Annotated in this window: 11 protein-coding genes; 5 read left to right on the top strand and 6 right to left on the bottom strand. The window is 68.6% G+C overall.

Annotated features, from left to right (window positions below; translation table 11 throughout):
* Positions 1–29: 29 nt before the first annotated feature.
* The 4 genes from ACBJ32_RS03015 to ACBJ32_RS03000 form a co-directional block, all read right to left on the bottom strand.
* On the bottom strand, positions 30–1,001 hold the full coding sequence (locus ACBJ32_RS03015) for an alpha/beta hydrolase (RefSeq protein WP_375125961.1): 972 nt from the start codon (positions 999–1,001) through the stop codon (positions 30–32).
* 98 nt (positions 1,002–1,099) lie between these two features.
* Positions 1,100–1,855: an ATP-binding cassette domain-containing protein gene (locus ACBJ32_RS03010; protein WP_375125295.1), complete on the bottom strand. Its 756-nt coding sequence runs from the start codon at positions 1,853–1,855 to the stop codon at positions 1,100–1,102.
* On the bottom strand, positions 1,852–2,883 hold the full coding sequence (locus ACBJ32_RS03005; RefSeq protein WP_357889306.1) for an ABC transporter permease: 1,032 nt from the start codon (positions 2,881–2,883) through the stop codon (positions 1,852–1,854). The genes ACBJ32_RS03010 and ACBJ32_RS03005 overlap by 4 nt, the downstream gene beginning before the upstream one ends.
* Complete coding sequence (locus ACBJ32_RS03000; RefSeq protein WP_375125294.1) at positions 2,880–3,863, bottom strand: sugar ABC transporter substrate-binding protein; 984 nt, start codon at positions 3,861–3,863, stop codon at positions 2,880–2,882. Before ACBJ32_RS03000 ends, ACBJ32_RS03005 begins: the two co-directional genes overlap by 4 nt.
* Positions 3,864–3,987: 124 nt before the next feature.
* Here ACBJ32_RS03000 and ACBJ32_RS02995 point away from each other — a divergent pair, with 124 nt between their 5' ends.
* On the top strand, positions 3,988–5,229 hold the full coding sequence (locus ACBJ32_RS02995) for a phytase (protein ID WP_375125293.1): 1,242 nt from the start codon (positions 3,988–3,990) through the stop codon (positions 5,227–5,229).
* Positions 5,230–5,524: 295 nt separating this feature from the next.
* Positions 5,525–5,989, top strand: a complete 465-nt coding sequence (locus ACBJ32_RS02990) for a hypothetical protein (protein ID WP_375125292.1) — start codon at positions 5,525–5,527, stop codon at positions 5,987–5,989.
* Here ACBJ32_RS02990 and ACBJ32_RS02985 read toward each other — a convergent pair.
* Both ACBJ32_RS02985 and ACBJ32_RS02980 read right to left on the bottom strand, forming a co-directional pair.
* On the bottom strand, positions 5,938–6,369 hold the full coding sequence (locus ACBJ32_RS02985; RefSeq protein WP_375125291.1) for a hypothetical protein: 432 nt from the start codon (positions 6,367–6,369) through the stop codon (positions 5,938–5,940). The two genes, ACBJ32_RS02990 and ACBJ32_RS02985, sit on opposite strands and share 52 nt — an antisense overlap.
* A gap of 258 nt (positions 6,370–6,627) precedes the next feature.
* Positions 6,628–7,113, bottom strand: coding sequence for a sigma-70 family RNA polymerase sigma factor (locus tag ACBJ32_RS02980; RefSeq protein ID WP_375125290.1), 486 nt, complete (start codon positions 7,111–7,113; stop codon positions 6,628–6,630).
* Positions 7,114–7,362: 249 nt separating this feature from the next.
* Between ACBJ32_RS02980 and ACBJ32_RS02975 the strand changes: the two genes are divergently transcribed.
* From ACBJ32_RS02975 to ACBJ32_RS02965, 3 genes are all read left to right on the top strand, one after another.
* Positions 7,363–11,772 carry a LamG-like jellyroll fold domain-containing protein gene (locus ACBJ32_RS02975; protein WP_375125289.1) on the top strand — a complete coding sequence of 1,470 codons (4,410 nt, stop codon included), beginning with the start codon at positions 7,363–7,365 and terminating at the stop codon, positions 11,770–11,772.
* 175 nt (positions 11,773–11,947) lie between these two features.
* Positions 11,948–18,700, top strand: coding sequence for a polymorphic toxin-type HINT domain-containing protein (locus ACBJ32_RS02970; RefSeq protein ID WP_375125288.1), 6,753 nt, complete (start codon positions 11,948–11,950; stop codon positions 18,698–18,700).
* Between the two features lie 8 nt (positions 18,701–18,708).
* Complete coding sequence (locus tag ACBJ32_RS02965; RefSeq protein ID WP_375125287.1) at positions 18,709–19,323, top strand: hypothetical protein; 615 nt, start codon at positions 18,709–18,711, stop codon at positions 19,321–19,323.
* Positions 19,324–19,636: the final 313 nt, after the last annotated feature.

Genomic DNA, 19,636 nt, shown 5'->3' with positions numbered 1-19,636 from the left:
GCCCGGCCACAGCTCCACGCCGGACGCCCTTACTTGGTGGATTCCGTGCCCAGCCACCGCCGCAGCGCGCCCGCGGCCAGCTCCATGGCCGTCCGGTTGGCGTTCGTGTCGCGCAGCAGGTCGACCATGGCGAAGTCGTGCACCATCCCGGCCAGCCGTACCGCGGTCACGTCGTTGCCCACCTCGCGCAGCCGCGCCGCGAACGCCTCGCCCTCGTCGCGCAGCACGTCCGCCTCGCCGTTCAGCACGAGCGCGGGCGGCAGGCCGCGCAGGTCCTCGTCCTTGGCGCGCAGCGGCGAGGCGTGCGGCTCGGCCCGCTGGGCGGGGTCGGTGGTGTACTGGTCCCAGAACCACTTCATGCCGTCGCGGTTGAGGTAGTAGCCGGTGGCGAACTGCTTGTACGACCCGGTGTCGAAGCTCGCGTCGGTGACCGGGTAGAACAGCGCCTGGCCGAGCAGCCGCACGTCGCCGCGCTCCTTGGCCATCATGGCCAGCACGATCGACATGTTGCCGCCGACCGAGTCGCCGCACACCGCCATCCGCGACGGCTCGAGGCCCTTCTCCGCGCCGTGCTCCATCACCCACTGGGCGGCGGCGTAGTTCTGCTCGATCTGGGTGGGGTACTTCGCCTCCGGCGCGCGGTCGTACTCGGGGAAGACCACGGCGGCGCCGCAGCGTACGGCGAGCTCGCGGACGAGGCGGTCGTGGGTGTGGGCGGAGCCGAACACCCAGCCGGCGCCGTGGATGTAGAAGATCACCGGGAGCGTGCCCGTGGCGCCCTTCGGCTTGACAATCCGCACCGGGATGACGCCGGTCGGGCCGCCCTGCACCTGGATCCACTCCTCGTCGATCTCCGGTTTGGGCACGCTCGGATCGGACTGGAGCTTCTCCAGCACCTCTCTGCCCTGCTCGGGCGGCAGCTCGTAGATGAACGGAGGCTTGGCGTTCGCGTCGGCGAACTGCTGCGCCGCCGGCTCCAGTACGACGTTCCTGCTCATCATCGTGGTCATGGCGATCCCCTGAGGCTGCTGGTCCCGAGGTGTTCGTACCTGCCCGTCCCTCCCGGCGACCACCACGACGCGTCAAGAGTCGGCCAAGCTCACTCGCGTCCCAGCTCGTGGGCCAGCTCCTCCAGCTCCGCCCCGCCCGCCATGAGCGCGGTCAGCTCCTGCGCGGTGATCTCGCCCTTGCCGTACTCGCCGATGCTCGTGCCCCGGTTGAGCAGCAGGAACCGGTCCCCCACCGGGTAGGCGTGGTGCGGGTTGTGGGTGATGAAGACGACGCCGAGCCCCCGGTCGCGGGCGCGGGCGATGTAGCGCAGCACCACGCCCGCCTGCTTGACGCCGAGCGCCGAGGTGGGCTCGTCGAGGATGAGGACGCGGGCGCCGAAGTACACGGCCCTGGCGATGGCCACCGACTGCCGCTCGCCGCCGGACAGCGTGCCGACCGGCTGGTCCACGTCGCGGATGTCGATGCCCATGGCGCGCAGCTCCTCGCGGGCCACCCGCCGGGCCTTGGTCACGTCGAACGCGAGCCCCTTGCGCGGCTCGGAGCCGAGGAAGAAGTTCCGCCAGACCGACATGAGCGGGATCATCGCCAGGTCCTGGTAGACGGTGGCGATGCCGCGGTCGAGCGCGTCGCGGGGGCTGGCGAAGCTCACCTCCTGGCCGTCCACGAGGTAGGCGCCCGTATCGTGCCGGTGCACGCCCGCGAGGATCTTGATGAGCGTGGACTTGCCCGCGCCGTTGTCGCCGAGCACGCAGGTGACCTGCCCGGCCGCCACGCCCATCGACACCTCGCGCAGCGCCAGCACCGAGCCGAACGTCTTGCCGATCCCCCTGGTCTCCAGGATCAATGCTTCACCTCCTCGGCGTACCGCCGCACCAGGCGGTTGGCCAGCGTCGCGAGCAGCAGCATGCCGCCCAGGAAGAACTTGAACCAGTCGGCGTCCCAGCCCAGGAACACGATGCCCTTGTCGGCCATCCCGAAGATGACCGCGCCGATGGCGGCCCCGATGGCGGAGCCGTACCCGCCGGTGAGCAGGCAGCCGCCGATGACGGCGGCGATGATGTAGATGAACTCCTGGCCGATGCCGATGTTGGCCTGCACGGAGGTGTACCGCAGCGCCAGGATCGAGCCGACCAGCCAGGCGGCGAACGCGGTGGTCATGAACAGCGCGATCTTCGTCCGGGCGGCGGGCACGCCCACCGCGCGGGCGGCCTGCTCGTTGCCGCCCACCGCGAAGATCCAGTTGCCGACCTTGGAGCGCATGAGCACCCACGTGGCCACCGCGGTCACCACGATCCACCACAGGATCGCCACCCGGAACGAGGTGCCGCCGATCTCGACGGTGCCGGCGAAGATCGCGTTCGCCGGCTCGAACCCCTCGGCCCGCCGCAGCCCGCTGACCTGCACCGTCCCGGTGATCGCCTTCGTCACGCCCAGGTTGACGCCCTGCAGCATCAGGAACGTGCCCAGCGTCACGATGAAGCTGGGCAGCCGGGTCCGCGTGACGACGAGCCCGTTGGCGAGCCCGACGGCCAGCGCCACGACCAGGCCCACCAGCATGGCCAGCCACACGTTGAACCCGAACCGGGTGGCCAGCGTGACGAGGATCAGCCCGCTCGTCCCCGTCAGCACCCCGGCCGACAGGTCGAACTCGCCGCCGATCATCAGCAGCGCGACCGCGACCGCCATGATGCCGAGCGTGGCCGCCGGGTCGAGCCAGTTGGCGATGCCGTCCGGCGAGCGGAACACCGGCGACTGCGCGGCGAAGAAGGTGAACACCACCACGAGCCCGACCACCGCGCCGAGCTCGGGCCGGATGAGCAGGCGGCGGGCCGGCCCGACGTGGGCGACCCGCTCGTCGGCCGTCACCGTCATCGGGTGCCCGCCTCCGCCAGCTTGGCCACCTGGGAGGCGTTGTCCTTGGTCACGAAGCCGGGCCCGGTGTTGACCGGCAGGCCGCCGCCGACGGTGTTCAGGTTCGCCTTGTAGAGGTTGAGGAACGTGATCGGCAGATAGCCCTGGAGGTACTGCTGCTGGTCCACCGCGAACAGGACCTCGCCGTCGTTGATCGCCGTCACCACGTCGGCCGACAGGTCGAACGTGGCCAGCTTCGCCTGCGAGCCCGCGTCCTTGATGGCGTCCCTGGCGGCGATCGCGATGGCCGGGTTGAGCGAGAGCACGCCGTTGACCTGCTGGTCGGACTGGAGCTTGGCGGTGACCTTGGAGGTGACGTCGGCCAGGTTGCTCACGTCCACCTGCAGCCGCTCGACCGTGCCGCCCAGCGTCTCCTCGGCGCCCTTGCAGCGCTGGTCAAGCCCGACGTTGCCGGCCTCGTGGATGACGCACAGCAGCTTGGTGACGCCGGCCGCCTTGAGCTGCTCGCCCGCCCCGCGCCCGGCCACGTCCTCGGACTGGCCGACGTGCGTGATCGCGCCGAACTCCTTGGACGACTCGGCCCCCGAGTTGATCGTCACGACGGGGATCTTCGCGGCGACGGCCTTGCCGATGGCCTCCTTCAGCGCGTCGGGGTTGGCCATCGACACCACGATGCCGTCCACCTTCTCGGAGACGGCCTGGTCGATGAGCTGCGACTGCTTGGCCGGGTCGCCGTCTCCCTGGTAGGTGACCCGCGCCCCGTACTGCTTGCCCGCGGCCTCCGCTCCGTTCTTGACCACGTCCCAGAAGGAGTCGCCCGGGGCTCCGTGGGTGATGACGGCGAAGCCGGCACCGCTTCCCTGGGGGGCCGCTGAGGACGCCGGCGGGGCGGCGCTCTGCTGCCCCCCTGCTCCGGAAGCGGAGCAGCCGGTGACGGCAAGCGCGCCCAGCAGGGCCAGCACGATCGGGGTACGTCTCACAGGACACCTCCAAGACCAACGGGCTCGCCCTGGTTCTACATCAATGTCATCTGTTTGTATAGACATGCTGACTTATGCGAGGTACGTTCACTCCGCGTTCACGGTGATCGATGATCGTGAGGAGATGCCTGTGCGTGCTTTCTTATCCACGGTCCTCCTGCTTGTCACCCCTCTCGCGCCGGCGGCCGCCGAGCCCGCCGTCGTCACGGCGGCCGCGGAGACGCCCCCGCTGTACGACGACGAGGCGGGCGGCTTCGCCAACGGAGACGACCCGGCGATCTGGGTGCACCCCACCCGCCCGGGCAGGAGCATCGTGATCACCACCGCCAAGGAGGGCGGCCTGTACGCCTACTCCCTCTCGGGCGCCCAGCTCCAGCACCTGCCGGCGCAGCCGCCGCCCGGCCCGGAGCACGAGCCCGGACGGCTGAACAACGTCGACCTCGTCCGCGGCTTCCGCCTGTCCACCGGCGCCAGGGTGGACCTCGCGGTCGCCTCGGACCGGGGCCGCGACCAGCTCCGCGTCTACGCCATCGACCCGGCCGCGGCCGCCGCGGGCCGGCCACCGCTCACCGACATCACCGACCCCGCGGTGCCGTTCGTCTTCAACGCCACCCAGGAGGAGGTGGACGAGGCGCGGACCGCGTACGGGCTGGCCGTCAGCGGCACCCGCGTCGTCGTCAGCCGCCGCCACCAGACCACGATCGGCCTGCTCCAGCTCGCCGCCGCCCCCGGCGGCAAGGTCACCTACCACCGCGTCCGCACCCTCGACCTGCCCGCCACCTTCCCCCTGCCCGACGGCACCACCTGGGTCCCCTGCGGCGAGCCCGGCGAGCTGCCCCAGGTCGAGGGCATGGTCGTGGACCGCGGCACCCTGTACGCGGCCCAGGAGGACGTCGGCATCTGGCGCCTGCGCGCCGACCTGACCGGCCGTCCCGTGCTGATGGACAAGGTCAGGGAGTACGGCCGGCAGGACACCTACGACCCGGCCACGGAGGAGTGCGTGCCGGGCCAGGACCGCGGCTTCGGCGGCTCCCACCTGTCGGCCGACGCCGAAGGCCTGACGATCTACGAGGACGGCGACGACGGCTACCTGCTGGCCTCCAGCCAGGGCGACGACACGTTCGCCGTCTACGACCGCGACGACAACGACCACGTCGCCCAGTTCCGCGTCGGGCCCGGGGCACGGGCGGACGGGGCGGAGGTCAGCGACGGGGCGATGGTCACCAGCGCTTCGCTGGGGGGTGCGTATCCCGAGGGGCTGCTGGTCGTGCACGACGGGGCCGACGCGCCGGGGGATGGTGACCGTGAGGTGACCAACTTCAAGTTCGTGGACTGGCGGAAGGTCGAGGACGCCATCGACCAGTGACTTGAGCTGCGGATTCACCCGTTGTGGGCCGCAGGAGACGACGGCTTCCCGGTTCGTGGACGGGAGCGCCCGATTTCCTGCGGCCTGCCCGCATGAGCTGCGGCTTTTCGGGCAATCCGGCGAAACCGGATGGCTCGCGTGCTAGGTGGGGAGACCGAAGGGAGACCGCGAGTCCCGGACAGGATCGTCACCTTGCATCTCACCCACGCGCACCTTGCGGGGCACCAAAGCGGCGCCGGCCTCGGCCGCCGCCCTCGCCACCTCAGGAAGGACCGCGGTGTAGAGGTCCGCGGTCATGGAGACGCTCGAATGCCTGAGCACCGCCACCGTCACCTGCGTGAACACCGCAAGGGAAGGCTCGAGCAAGCAGCGCTGCCCGACCGTCGGCAATCCTTGGGACGTCACCGGTCAGGTTCAGGTAGACGAGTCCGGTGACCGCCTGGCCCAAGACGATGAGGTCAAGCAGGTCCTCGCTGCACTCGTCGGCCCGCTGGGCCATGCACTGGCCGGCGCGTCCGGCGATCTCGATCTGGAGACCGTCCGAGTTGCAGCCGGGGCGGCCCATGCGGTGTCGCTGTCAGAGTCGATCGCGAGAAGAAGGAACGAGCTAGATTACCCCGCCACCACCGCCTTGATTAATTCGACAGGCCTTCGCCCCAGCCGTGACGGTTCCAATAGGTCTCCTTTATTTCCACCGCATAGCCGTGCTCACGCAACCATTCGAGGCCGCATTGAACGAGGCGAGGCTGGCCGGAATTGACATACATTTCCGCCAGCGCGATCAGATCCGCCCTCCACAGTAGCCAGGATAAGAACCTTCGCCTCGACCACGTCAGGCCTCTCCCGCATCTCCTGTTCGCGGCGCCGCTCTTCGAGTACGCGCTTGGTGCGCTCGCGCGCTCGTCTGGCCTCGGCCGGATTATTGATCCATTTCGCAGCCTTCGCTATGAGCAGTTTTTCCCTTCGCGCACTGTCCCGCCGCTGCGCTTCGTCCTTGCATATCAAATAAGCAGCAAAGAGGGAAACCGCAGACAGGAGGATGTGCCCGAACGTCCAACGGAATTCGTTGAGCGCAGCCGCCAGCACACCAACGACAGCGGCGACCGCCAACGGAATGGCTAACAAAGCAATACGTGACACGAGTCGTACACCTGCGCCCATTAATCGACGGCATCGCGAGCACTTCACGGGGACTACGTCGCAGCGTACGTGACAACATGGCCGATCATCCTCATGAGGGCGGGTCGCGGCTCGCCGAGCTGCAGTCTTCATCGAAGATTTTCGCCCCGACGCAGAACCCGCGATTGGCCTGGAACGCCTGGTCGTTATCCCGCTGCCCCGCACGACTGGAGCGGATGAGCCCACCTCCAGGCTCTACTCGACCCAGCTCCTCCAGCTTCACCGACTGCTCGACGCCATCAGTGGGCGTTTAGTCCTGTCTGATTCCAGATTCAGGTGCCGCGCCAGGTGGGGGTGTTCTCGCCGGTGAGGCGGCGGGTCATGAGGTCGATCATGGCGATGTGGATCATGGCTTCGGAGTGGTCGGGGCGTGCTTCGTAGTCGCGGGTCCGGCAGCTCGGCGGGCACGGGTGTGCGGTCGTTGCGCTTCTGCAGGAAGTCCTGGCACGCGTTCGTCGCGATCCGGTACAACCAGGTCCGCAGCGCGGCGTGGCCCTTGAACGACTCCCGCCTGTTCCACGCCCGCAGGAACGTCTCCTGCGTCATGTCCTGGGCGTCCTCGTAGTTGGCGAGCATCCGGTAGCAGTGCACCTGCAGCTCACGCCGGTAGCGCTCCGTGATGAGCGCGAACGGTGCCGCGTCATTCGAGCGGGCCGCCGCGATGAACGCGGCCTCGTCGCCGCCTGGCGCTCTGGTGTCGGTCATGGTCGTCAATCCTTCCGCGGGTGGCGAGGGGCTACCAGAACTGACGACGTGGCGGATGATCTCTGAGCGGTGAGGTGCTCTGGCCGCGGACCAGCCGGTGCCGGAGCCGACGGTTTCCCAGGTTTTCCCAAGCGAGGGCGGCGGTCTACCCACGGGTCGGGACGTGATCAATGCTGAGGCGAACGAAATGCCACGCGAAAGCGGTCTCGATCGTGGACCTGGGGAGCACGCATGGGGTTACGAAGGTGGATGGCTGTCCTGGCCGCGGCGTCGCTGGCCGTGGGAAGCCTGGTCGTCACGATGTGGATGCCGCCGAAGGCGGACGCCGAAGCGGTGGACGCCGCCACCGCGTGGATGGTCAAACCGTTGTTCCGATTACGGGGCACCACCGGCGGCGACCATACGCTGTTCACCACCTGGGAGACGGAATACGACAGCGCCGTGACGAAATGGGGCTACACCCCTGAGGGTCAGGTTCTGCACGTTTCCCGCGAGGCGGTGACGGGCCTGCTGCCGGTATCCGGTCTGCGCAAGGCGGGCGGCGATCGCGTTTTCACCCTTGACCTGGCCGAGCGCGATCAGGCCGTCGCGCAGGGCTACGTGGACGAAGGCGTCCGGTTCTATGCGCAGGCGGCAGGCGGGGACGGACTGCTTCCGGTCCATCAGCTGATCAAGGGCCCCTCCCACCGGTACGTCGTGGGCGAGGCGGAGAAGGCGCGCGCTGTCGCGGAAGGCTGGACCCATCAGAAGGTCGCCTTCTACGGGCGGGGTTCGTTCAGCAAGAAGTTGCTGGTCAACGGGGAGTTCACGACCGACACCTCGTCTTGGCAGGTGGCCGGTCCGGCCACGCCGTCGGTCGAGAACGGCGTGCTGAAGGTCGTCGTGGGCGACGGGACCACCGAACCGGGGCAGGCACACGTACGCCAGGGCGGGCGGGTCCTGCAGGCGAAGAAGACGTACACGCTGTCCTTCGACGCCCACGCCGCGACCGACGTGACGATCCGGGCGGTGCTCTGCGAGGAGAGCGAGACCTGCCCGGAGATCTTCGCCACGGACGTGGAGTTGTCGGATCAGCCGCAGCGTTTCACCTACACCTTCGACTCCACCGCGGACACCAGCGCAGGGGCGCTCACGTTCCAGTTCGGCGGCAAGGGCGCGCTGACGGCATTCCTGGACAACGTGTCGCTGACGGAACAGAAGTGGACCGTCTCCACCGATCCGCAGCAGACCGAGGCCGACGCGCTGGCGGCCGCCGCGGCCACGGGGCAGCTGGTGGAGGTCCTGGCCGAGCGGGGTGAGGCCCGGGACGTGTACGCCACCCCCGAGGGCACCATGTACGTCAACGACCGGCTCACCCCGATCCGGATGAAGCAGGGGGACACCTGGGTCCCCCTCTACAACGCCCTCCGGGTCACGGACGGGGCGGTCCGGCCGTACACCTCGCTGGTGGACCTCAGGCTGTCGCCCGGCGGGACGGCGCCGATGGCCACGCTCACCCGTTCCGGCCACACGATGTCGCTGACCTGGCCGAGCGCGCTGCCCACGCCGACCTTGGAGGCCGACACCGCCGTTTACGCCGGGGTGCTGGGCCCGGACGTGGACCTGCGCGTGAAGGCCACCCCGGACGGCTTCTCCCACACCCTGGTGGTGAAGAGCGCCGCCGCGGCTCAGGACCCCCGGCTGGCGAGGCTGACCCTCGCCCTGTCCGCGCCGACGCTGACGGTGAGCACGAGCGCGGACGGCACGCAGGAGGCGGTCGATCCGGACAACGGCGCGGTCATCTTCGAGGCGCCCGCACCGATCATGTGGGATTCGGCACCGGCGGCCGGGGCGGGCGCGGGACCGGTGGGTGAGGACGGCCCGGTGGACCCGCCGGCCACCCAGGCCACGGACGCCGCGCCCGGAGACGCGTCGAAGATCTCCACGATCGGGGCCGAGCTGTCGGGAGGGCAGCTCACGCTGACCCCGGATCCGGCCATGCTGACCGCGGCCGACACGACGTTCCCGGTGTACATCGACCCGATGTATCGCACGCCGATGAGTTCGGCGAACCTCATGGTGGCCAGCAGCGGGTTCGAGATCTACAAGTTCACCAAGGACCAGGGCATGGGCCGTTGCCCGATCGGGCTGCCCTCCAGCGGCAAGAGTTGCGGCTCCCCGCACAAGAAGCGGCTGTTCTACCGCATCCCGACCGGGTGGCTGGCCGGCAAGCAGGTGCTGTCGGCCGAGTTCCACGTGCGGGAGGTGTGGGCGGCCTCGGGCAGCAAGCGGCCGGTGAACATTCATCTGGCCAAGGCGTTCGGCAAGAACTCCACCTGGAACTCCACCGCCGACAACTGGTTGCGCAAGCTGGACAGCCGCAACGTGGCGAAGGGCTGGTCGGGGTGCGCCAACAAGTCCTGCCCGGCCGGGGACGTGCTGTTCAACGTGACCTCGGGGGTCAGGGAGGCGGCGCGGAAGGGCTGGCGTGACACCACGTTCGGCCTGCGCGCCGCCGATGAGGGCGACCAGCTGGCCTGGAAGCGGTTCGAGTCGCGCGCCTACCTGCGCGTGCACTACAACCGGCCGCCGCTGCAGCCGAAGATGAGCCAGCTCGAGATGGAGCCGGGCGGCCCGTGCAAGGGGCCGGGCGACCCGTCGGTGTTCAACTGGTCCACGCCGAAGCTGATCGCCAAGAACCTGCGCGACCCCGACACCTACAACCGCACCGCCGACAAGGTACGGGCGGAGTTCCTGGTGTCGTGGAAGAACGCGGCCGGCCAGAGCCGGGAATGGCGGCACCTCACGCCGCCGAAGAGCGCCAAGTCGGGTAAGACGGGCAACAGCTTCATGGCGCACGTTCCGCGCGGGCTGCTGCCGGAGAACACGGTCATCAACTGGCAGGTCCGCGCCCAGGACAGCCGCAAGGGCAAGGGGCCATGGAGCTCGAACGGGGCGGCGACCGCCTGTTACTTCGTCTTCGACACCAAGGCTCCGCCGCTGCCGGTGATCACCTCACCGGGGCCGGAGGGCTACGTCGCGGAGGATCCGCTGGATCCGGCGCAGGTGCCGCAGGACGGCATGGGCCGTTACGGCAGGTTCATCGCCGCCTTCGACCCGTCGGTGACCGAATGGGCTTTCGCGGTGAACGAGGAACCCACGCAGTTCCGCAAACGGACCGCGGGCAGCGCCACCGAGACACTGCAGCTCCTGCCCAAGGTCGTCGGCAGCAACAGCCTCTACGTACGCGTCAAGGACCAGGCGGGCAACTATTCCAAGGGGTCGGCCGTCTACCGGTTCCGGGTCGCTCCGGGCCGCGCGCCGAAGGCCCACTGGAGGCTCAACGACCCCGCGGGCGCCACCACGCTGGCGGAGGCCGGAGGCCGCTACCCGGCCCGTACCTCGGGCACGCCGCAGCTCGGCGTGGCCGGATCCCGCGGCACCGCGATGGCCGGCAACGGTACCAACGCGTTCGCCCGCACCGACGCGGCGGTGCTGGACACGACGAAGAGCTTCACGGTGACGGCGTGGGCGAAGTTGCCGGACACGCTGCCCGCGTCGTACGCCACGGTGCTGGCCCAGGACGGCGCGAATGTGTCGGGCTTCTGCCTGCGTTACGACGCGCCTTCGCGCAAGTGGGTGTTCTGGCGGACGAACGCCGACTCGACGTCGGCCTCCTCCTCCAGCGCGTGGTCGGCGCAACAGGCCAGGCCCGGCGAGTGGACGCACCTGATGGGGGTCTTCGATTCGGTCGCCAGGAAGGTACGCCTCTACGTCAACGGCCGGCCCGGCACCGAGATGGACTACACCGGCGCCTGGGCGGCCAACGGCCCGCTGACGATCGGCCGGGTCCTGTGGGGCGCCCAGCAGCTCGACCACTTCCCCGGGAAGATCGACGACGTCCGCGTCTATGACCGGGTCGTGAGCGTCGAGGAAGCGGCGGCGCTGTCGAAGGAGATGCTGACGGTCACGCACAAGTGGCACCTGAACCAGTCTCCCGCCGACAGCGGCGAGGCGGTCAGAACCCCGGTGAAGTTGTACGGCGGCGCCCGTTTCATGGCCAAGACCCCCATGAGCAACAGCTCCGTGCCCGGTTCCCTGCACCTGCCGGGCAAGGCGGGGGACTACGCCGCCATCGAGTCGGCGGTCCTGGACCCGAGAGAGAGCTTCACGCTCTCCGCCTGGGTGGAGACCAGCGGCCAGGCACAAAAGGCGATGACCGTGCTGAGCCTGCCCATGGCGAGCGGCAACGCCCTGACAGTGAAATTCGATCCCACCCGGGGCGATCCGGACATGGGAGAGATAGGCCGCTATGTCGTGGAGCTTCCGGGCGGCATCACGGTCGAACATCCCGCCTTCCACACCGGGTTCGGCGACTGGGACCACCTGGCGATCGTCTACAACGCACGGGAGAAGAGCCTGGAGTTCTGGGTGAACGGCACCCTCGAAGCGGCTCCGGAGGCGGAGGTCAAGTCCTACCGGCACGACGTCACCCTGTCCGGCCCCATCACCTCGGCGCAGCTCGGCCGCGGCGGAGCGGGGCTCAACTGGGCGGGTCACGTCGATGACCTGTGGCTGCTGCGCGGCCCCGCGGACGAAAGCCTGATCGACCTGCTGTCCCTGTGGTCGGAGATGTCGGTCGTCTCCGAAGACGCGCTCAACGACAACACCCCTGATTGACCCTGCCGCGGGATCGCCGCGCCGTCGCGGCGATCCCGCCCCCTTCCCGCTTCCGCTCTCCCCCCTTTCTCCCCCTTGGAGGTACGGCATGCGCGTCCATGCCGCACGCCGCCGTCACGCTTGCTCGTCCCGGCTGTCGCAGGCCGCTCTCGCGCTGACACTGACGCTCGGGCTGATGGTGGTACCCGCGAACGTCCTGCCGGCGACCGCCGCGTCCCTGCGGGACCGGCCCCAGCCCGTGGACCGGGAACGCATCGTGCCCGGCAAGCCCGCCGCGGTGAAGCCGCGGATCACCGAACCGAAGGCGCCCGACCCGGTGGCGGCCTGGCCGCAGCCGGGCACGGTCGAGATCGACCTCGCGGCCACCGCCGTGACGGCGCGCAAGGCCGGACCGGTGACGGCCGCGCCCGCCGGCACGCCCGCCGGCACGTCCGTCACCGGCCGGGTACGCATCCAGACCCACGACCGCGCCACCTCGCGACGCGCGGGTGTCGGCGGCCCCGTCTACACCGCGGCGCGCACGACCGGACCAGCCGGCAAGGTCACGATGAAGGTGGACTACGCCCCCTTCGCCGAAGCCTACGGAGGCGGCTTCGGCTCCCGCGCGCGCCTGGCGGCCCTGCCCGCGTGCGCCCTGACCAGCCCGGACAAGGCCGAGTGCCGGCAAGCCGTACCCCTGAAGGGCCGCAACGACACCGCGGCCAAGACGCTCAGCGCCGACGTGGAGCTCGGCGCCGAGCCGATGGTGCTGGCGGTGACGTCCGCGGCGTCGGGCGACAAGGGCGACTTCGGGGTCACCTCGCTCTCGCCGTCGGCGACCTGGCAGGTCAGCCCTCAGACGGGTGATTTCACCTGGTCCTACCCGTTCCGGGTGCCGCCGGTGCCGGGCGGGCTGGTGCCGAACCTGGCGGTCAACTACTCCTCGGCCGCCATCGACGGCCGTACCGCGAGCAGCAACAACCAGGCGTCGTGGCTCGGCGACGGCTTCGAGCTGTCGCCCGGGTTCATCGAGCGCAAGTACAAGTCCTGCAAGGACGACGGCGTGCCGAAGGACCCCACCTACCAGGTCGAGCCGATGGACCAGTGCTGGGCGTACGACAACGCCACGCTCTCCCTGGGCGGATCGGGCGGCGAGCTCATCCCGACCGGCGCCGACAGCTGGGTCCTGGCCAGGGACAACGGCACGCGCGTCCAGCGCATCCGGGGCACCGACGCCGACACCGGCAACGGCGACGACGACAACGAGTACTGGCGGGTGACCACCCCGGACGGCACCCGGTACTTCTTCGGCAAGAACCGCCTGCCGGGCTGGACCTCCGGCAAACCGCAGACCAACTCGGCCTGGGACGTGCCCGTCTTCGGCAACAACAGCGGTGAGCCGTGCCACAAGGACGCCTTCAAGGACTCCTGGTGCCGTCAGACGTGGCGGTGGAACCTCGACTACATCGAGGACACCCACGGCAACGCGGTGACCTTGCACTATGCCAAGGAGAAGAACCACTACGCCCGCAACCTGCGCGCCGCCGACGACACCTCCTACGTCCGCGGCGGCTACCTGACCGCCATCGAGTACGGCCTGCGTGAGGGCAACCTGTTCCCGGCGACACCGCCGGCGCGGGTCGAGTTCACCAACGCCGAACGCTGCCTGCTCGCCGCGGCCGAATGCGCCGACATCTCCGCCCATCCGGCCCGCTGGCCGGACGTGCCCTGGGACATGAACTGCGACGAGGGCACCGAGTGCAAGGACGGCAAGGGCACGGCGACGCCGAGCTTCTGGACCCGCAAGCGCCTGACGAAGATCACCACCAAGGTCGTCAACGCGGCGGGCAACGGCCACCGCGCGGTGGATTCGTGGGAGTTCAAGCACCTGTGGGGCATCGCCGACGTGGACCGGCAGCTCAAACTCACCGACATCGTCCACACCGGGCACGCCGGCCCCGCGCCGATCACCATGCCACCGGTCAGCTTCGTCTACCAGCAACTGGCCAACCGGGTGGACAAGCTCGGCGACGACGTCGGCCCGTTCATCAAGGAGCGGGTCGCCGCGATCCAGAACGAGACCGGCGGCAAGCTCGACGTCACCTACTCGGGGATGGACTGCTCCCCCTCCGACCTGCCCCAACCGGCGAGCAACCGGCGGCTCTGCTTCCCCACGTTCTGGCAGAACTCCAACGGCGGTGCCGACCCGAGCCTGGACTGGTTCCACAAGTACGTCGTACGGGCGTTGATCCAGACCGACCTGACCGGCGGCGGCTCGGACATGGTGACCCGCTACGACTACTCCATCGGCAGGCCCGCCTGGCACTACGCCGACGACGACGGCATCACGCCGGAGAAGTTCAAGACGTGGTCGAACTGGCGCGGCTTCGACAAGGTCCGCGTGATCGGCGGCGCGACCGGCGGGGCCAGCGGCGGCACGCCGTCCCAGACCGACTACTGGTACTTCCAGGGCATGCACGGCGACCGGGCGTCGGTCTCCGGCGGCACCAAGTCCGTCTCCGTCGAGGACGGCGAGGGCGGTACCCATTCCGACCACGAGTCGTTGCAGGGCATGACGCTGCGCACGGTCACCTACGACAAGTACCAGGGCGTGCCGGTGAGCAAGTCGGTGACCACTCCGTGGCACCACCAGACGGCCGCGAAGTCCCGCCCCTGGGGCACGATGACCGCCAACCTCACCGGCACCAGGACGAGCCGTACCTTCGGCCTGGTCGGCCTTTCGTGGCAGCAGACCCGTTCCACGGTGACCGAGTTCGACCTCACCACCGGCGCGGCGCTGACCACCGACGACGAGGGCGAGGTCGGCGTCTCCGGCGACGAGGAATGCACCACGATCGAACAGAGCGCCGACGGGGCGCGGGTGCTGCGGCTGCCGGCCCGGGTGAGCACGGTGGCCCGCCGGTGTGCCGCCACCCCCGATCTGGCCAAGGACCTGATCGCCGACGTCCGTACCTACTACGACGACAAGGCGTTCAAGGCGGCGCCCGCGCACGGCCAGGTGACCAGGACCGAGCGGGCCAACGCGGCCTCCGGAACCGCGATCACCTCCTACCAGGTGATGGCCCGGTCGAGCTACGACGAGCTGGGCCGTACCAAGGACATCACCGACGCCGCCGGGCAGGTCACCTCCACCGACTACATCGAACCGCACGGCGTCACCACCGAGGTGACCTCGACCACGCCGCGGGCCCGGGCCGCCGACCCGGACTCGGCCATGAGCACGACCCGGGTGCTCGATCCGGCCTGGGGCCTGGCGATCCGGGAGACCGCGCCCGGCGAGAAGACGACCATCGCGCAGCGGGACGCGCTGGGCCGTACCTCGAAGGTCTGGGGACCCGGCCGCACGACGAGCCAGGTCCCCGACAACGAGTACCAGTACCTGATCAGCCCCGGCGCGATCGTGGCCGTGGGCGCCAAGACTTTGACCGGCGACGGCGGCCAGCAGAACTCCTACACGCTGTTCGACGGCTGGCTACGCCCGCGGCAGTCGCAGGCCCCCGGCAAGAGCGGCGGCACCAAGGGCCGGATCATCTCCGACACCGTCTACAACGGGGCCGGGCAGGTCCACTACACCTTCGCGCCCTACTACGCCAATGGCGATCCGGAGCCCAAGCGGTTCGGCGCGGCGGTCGTGGGCGCGGTGGAGAGCCAGGAGTGGAACACCTACGACGGCCTCGGCCGGCTGGTCGAGGAACGGCTGCTGTCCGGCAACAGCGACGGCGACGTCAACGAGCTGTCCAAGACCCGCTACGAGTACGGCGGCGACTGGACCAAGGTCATCCCGCCGGCGGGCGGCACCCCGGTCACCACCTACACCGACGTGCACGGCCGTACCCGCGAGGTGCACCAGCACGGCGCCGCCGGGCCGGTCGTCACGACGTTCGCCTACAACCACCGCGGCCAGCAGGAATCGGTGACCGGCCCGGGCAACCAGGTCTGGTCCTACGCCTACGACCTGCTCGGCCGTAAGGTGCAGACCAGCGACCCCGACCGTGGCGTCGAGAAGGTCGCCTACGACAACCTCGACCGGCCCGTGCTCACCACCGACGCCCGCGGCCACAAGATCGGCATCGAGTACGACGGGCTCGACCGCACGGTCGCCAAGTACGACGCCACGAACGCGTCACCCGGCACCAAGATCGCCGAGTGGGTGTACGACACCGTCCGCAAGGGCCAGCTGACCAGTTCCACCCGCATCGTCGGAAACGACCGCTACACCACGCAGGTGGAGGCGTACGACAACCTGGACCGTCCCCAGCGCGCCAGGGTGATCCTGCCGGCCGGTGAGGGCGCCTTGGCACCCCCGGGCGGCTACGTCTTCGACACCAGTTACAACCTCGACGGCAGCGTCGCCGCGACCAGCAGCCCCGCCGTCGGCGGCCTGCCCGCGGAGAACGTCGCCTACACCTACGACGACCTCGGCCGCCTGGTCTCCACCAAGTCGCAGCTGTCGACGTACCTCATCGGCACCGACTACACCAAGACCGGCAGGGTCATCGGCCTGCGGATGCAGTCCGGCGGCGACGGCAAGCAGATCGACCAGACCTTCGACTACGAGTTCGGCACCGGCCGCCTGGCCAAGGCCACCACCTGGCACTTCGGCATGCCGGGCACGGACCGCAGCACCGAGTACAGTTATCAGCCCGCCGGGAACATCAAGCAGGTCAAGGACAGCTCCCGGGACGGCGTCGACAACCAGTGCTTCCGCTACGACGAGTTGTCCCGCCTGTCGGAGGCCTGGACCCAGAACGACGCCGCGGACTGCGCCGAGACCGGCGCGAACACCACCATCGGCGGCCCCGCCCCCTACCGGGCCACCTACACCTACGACGACACCGGCAACCGCCGCGGCGAGACCCTCTACGGCGAAGGGCCGGCGGGCGGCGCCCAGCGGTCCGAGCGCACCTACGCCTACGACCCGGCCAAGGCCCACCGCCTCACCACGGTCTCCGGAGGTGCCTCCTACGCCTACGACGCGTCGGGCAACACCACCGAACGCCGGACCCAGGACAACAACCAGACCCTGACCTGGGACGCCGAAGGCGAACTCGTCAAGGTCAACGATGACAAGAAGGGCGAGACCCGCTTCCTCCACACCGCCGACGGCGAGCGTCTCATCCGCCGCGACAAGGACGGCACCACCCTGTACCTGCCGGGCCTGGAAGTCCACCTGGCCAAGAACGCCACCAGCCCCACGGCCCGCCGCTTCATCGGCAACGCCATGCGCACCGCCACCGGCGTCACCTACGTGCTCGGCGACCACCACGGCACCGGCGAACTGGCCATCAACGCCGAGACCGGCGCGCTCAGCCAGCGCCGCCACACCCCCTTCGGCAAGCTGCGCGGCAGCCAGGGCACCTGGCCGCAGGAGCATGAGCGCGGATTCGTCGGCGGCATCACCGACACCTCCACGGACCTGACCACGCTCGGCGCGCGCAGCTACGACCCGGACACGGGCCGCTTCATCTCCGTCGACCCCATGATCAGCATGGGCGACTCCCAGCAGATGAACGGCTACAACTACGCCAACAACAACCCCGTGACCCTCGCCGACCCCACCGGCATGGAACCCTGCTGCACCGGCATCGGCTGCACCAAGTCCCTCGCGCCGCCCTGCCGGCCCGACCAATACGGCAGCGATGAGTGCGAAGGCCCATGTGACGGGGACAGCGCCAAGAAGAGCCTGAACAACGCACGCAACTCAGCGGAGAACGAGCGCCAGCAGCACCAGCAGACCGCCAAGCGGAACGCGGTGCTCGAAGCCTTGAAAGCCGCCGGCATCGGCTTCATCAAGGATTTCCTCAAGATAGAGGACATCAAGGGCTGCTTCAGCGGCAGCGTGAGCAAATGCGTCAGCCTGATTCTCGAATTCGTGCCGGCCAAGAGGATCGGCGGCCTGATCTGGAAACTCTCCACCAGGGTCCGGATGGGGATCCGGATCTACAAGAAGGTCCAAGGTGCGGTCAAGGCGGCCCGGCGGGCCATCGAACAGCTCGACGAGAAGATCGACGACATCAACAAGAAGATCGCCGCCCTGGACGGCGTGATCGCCCGCGCGGCGAAACGCGGCAAGAACCCCAAGTCCACAGGTGGTTCCTGTCGCCTGTCCAACAGCTTCACCCCGGAAACCGAGGTGTTACTCGCGGACGGCTCCCGTAAACGCATCGACCAGTTGAAGCCCGGCGACAAGGTCCTGGCCACCGACCCGCGAACCGGCCGCACCGAGGCCAAGGAGATCCTGGCCACCATCGTCGGCGAAGGCTCGAAGAACCTCGTCACCATCACCGTGGACACCGACGGCACCGCCGGGAAGGCCACCGCCGACCTCATCGCCACCGACGGCCACCCCTTCTGGGTGGAGAGCGAAAAGTCCTGGCGCGACGCCAAGGACCTGCGTCCCGGCCATCTCCTGCGCACCTCCGCCGGCACGTACGTGCAAGTCACGGCCGTCGAGTCCCGAACCGCCCAGGCCCGCGTCCACAACCTGACCGTCGCCGACATCCACACGTACTACGTGGTGGCGGGATCCATGCCGATCCTCGTGCACAACTGCGGCGAACTCGCTGATGAAGGGGCTGAGTTCCCAGGTTTGGCGCATACGCTTGACGAGCACGTCAACGTGAGCGAGGACCAAGCGAGGCAGATGGCTGAGGAAAAAGGGGTGAACGGGGTTTTCATCGACGCCCAGACGGCACAGTCTGTAGTAACTTACGCCCTCTCTGGAAATGCCCGAAGGATCCAAAACTGGCTCAGAGGTTCTGACCCGCAACTCCCCATTCATGGGGCCTTTGGGGTGAACAACTCCCTCGGCTGGGTCGCCCATGCGGATGGAAGTATTACAACGGCAAGCAACAGGTACACTGTGATACTTCAACGACAAAAGGGACATCGGGGCGGTTTCATCGTGTGGACCGCCTACCCGAGATAAGACAAGACATGCAGCGGTTCACTGAGGACGACTTCGGCATCACCTGGCTGATGACCAAATTCCATGCCGATTGGACGAACAACGCGGATTCGGCGATCGGAGCGGTTCGGCACACCCTCTGGAGAGGGCTGGACTCCCGCTATGTCATATCAGTACGCCGCGATGCAACGCTGCTTCTCGAAGGGCTTTCGTCCGAGTCCATAGAACAGCTGTGGCGGTCGGGAGTGGAGGCTGCGAACTTCTTTGGCCATCGCGTTCCATCGGGATCGCTATGGATGCAGATGCTCATCGATGAATGTGATGCCTGGCTGCAGAGAAGAAGCATCACTCCCCCCGGCTCTCTCGATCCGATCGATCAAGAGGCTGGGGCCGGTCACACCGGCGCAATCCTAACCGAATTAAGCGAGGCAGCCGGAGCCATCGGCGCCGATCTAGCTGATCGGCTGACTCGATGTGTACACCACTGCACTCCAGATCTCGCGTTCCGCGTCCTTCTACGAACTCTTGTCGTCAAAGGCGAACCGATCTCCCGGGGCCAATACGAAAGGTTCACGAGAATAGGCGAAGCCCTTCACTATGGGGAGTTCGTGGTCTCCATAACGGAACATCTGGTGGCGCCGTAAGGAGAGCCTGGCACTCGGGCAGCCCGGGGGAAACATCACCTCCCGGGCTGTCCTCTTCAGGTCAGGCGTGTCCGATCGCCGCTACTTAGCGCTTCCAGACGGACTTCCGGATGCGAACCGAGGCGTCGCCAGTGAGCTGGCGCACGCTATTGCACCTTAGCGCACGCCGATTCACAGGTAAGCATGCGTACCTACGCGTACTCTCACGTGAAAATAGGCGACACCGCTGTGAGCATTCATCGACTCTATGACGCCTGCTGGTCAGCCGGCCAGGGGCACCATCCATCACAACAGTGGACCGGTTTCGAAGCGC

This window comes from Nonomuraea sp. GTA35 (assembly GCF_041950525.1).
Classification (GTDB): Bacteria; Actinomycetota; Actinomycetes; order Streptosporangiales; family Streptosporangiaceae; genus Nonomuraea.
The sequence above is the reverse complement of the archived record's forward strand: the minus strand, read 5'-3'. Positions and strand labels throughout refer to the sequence as shown.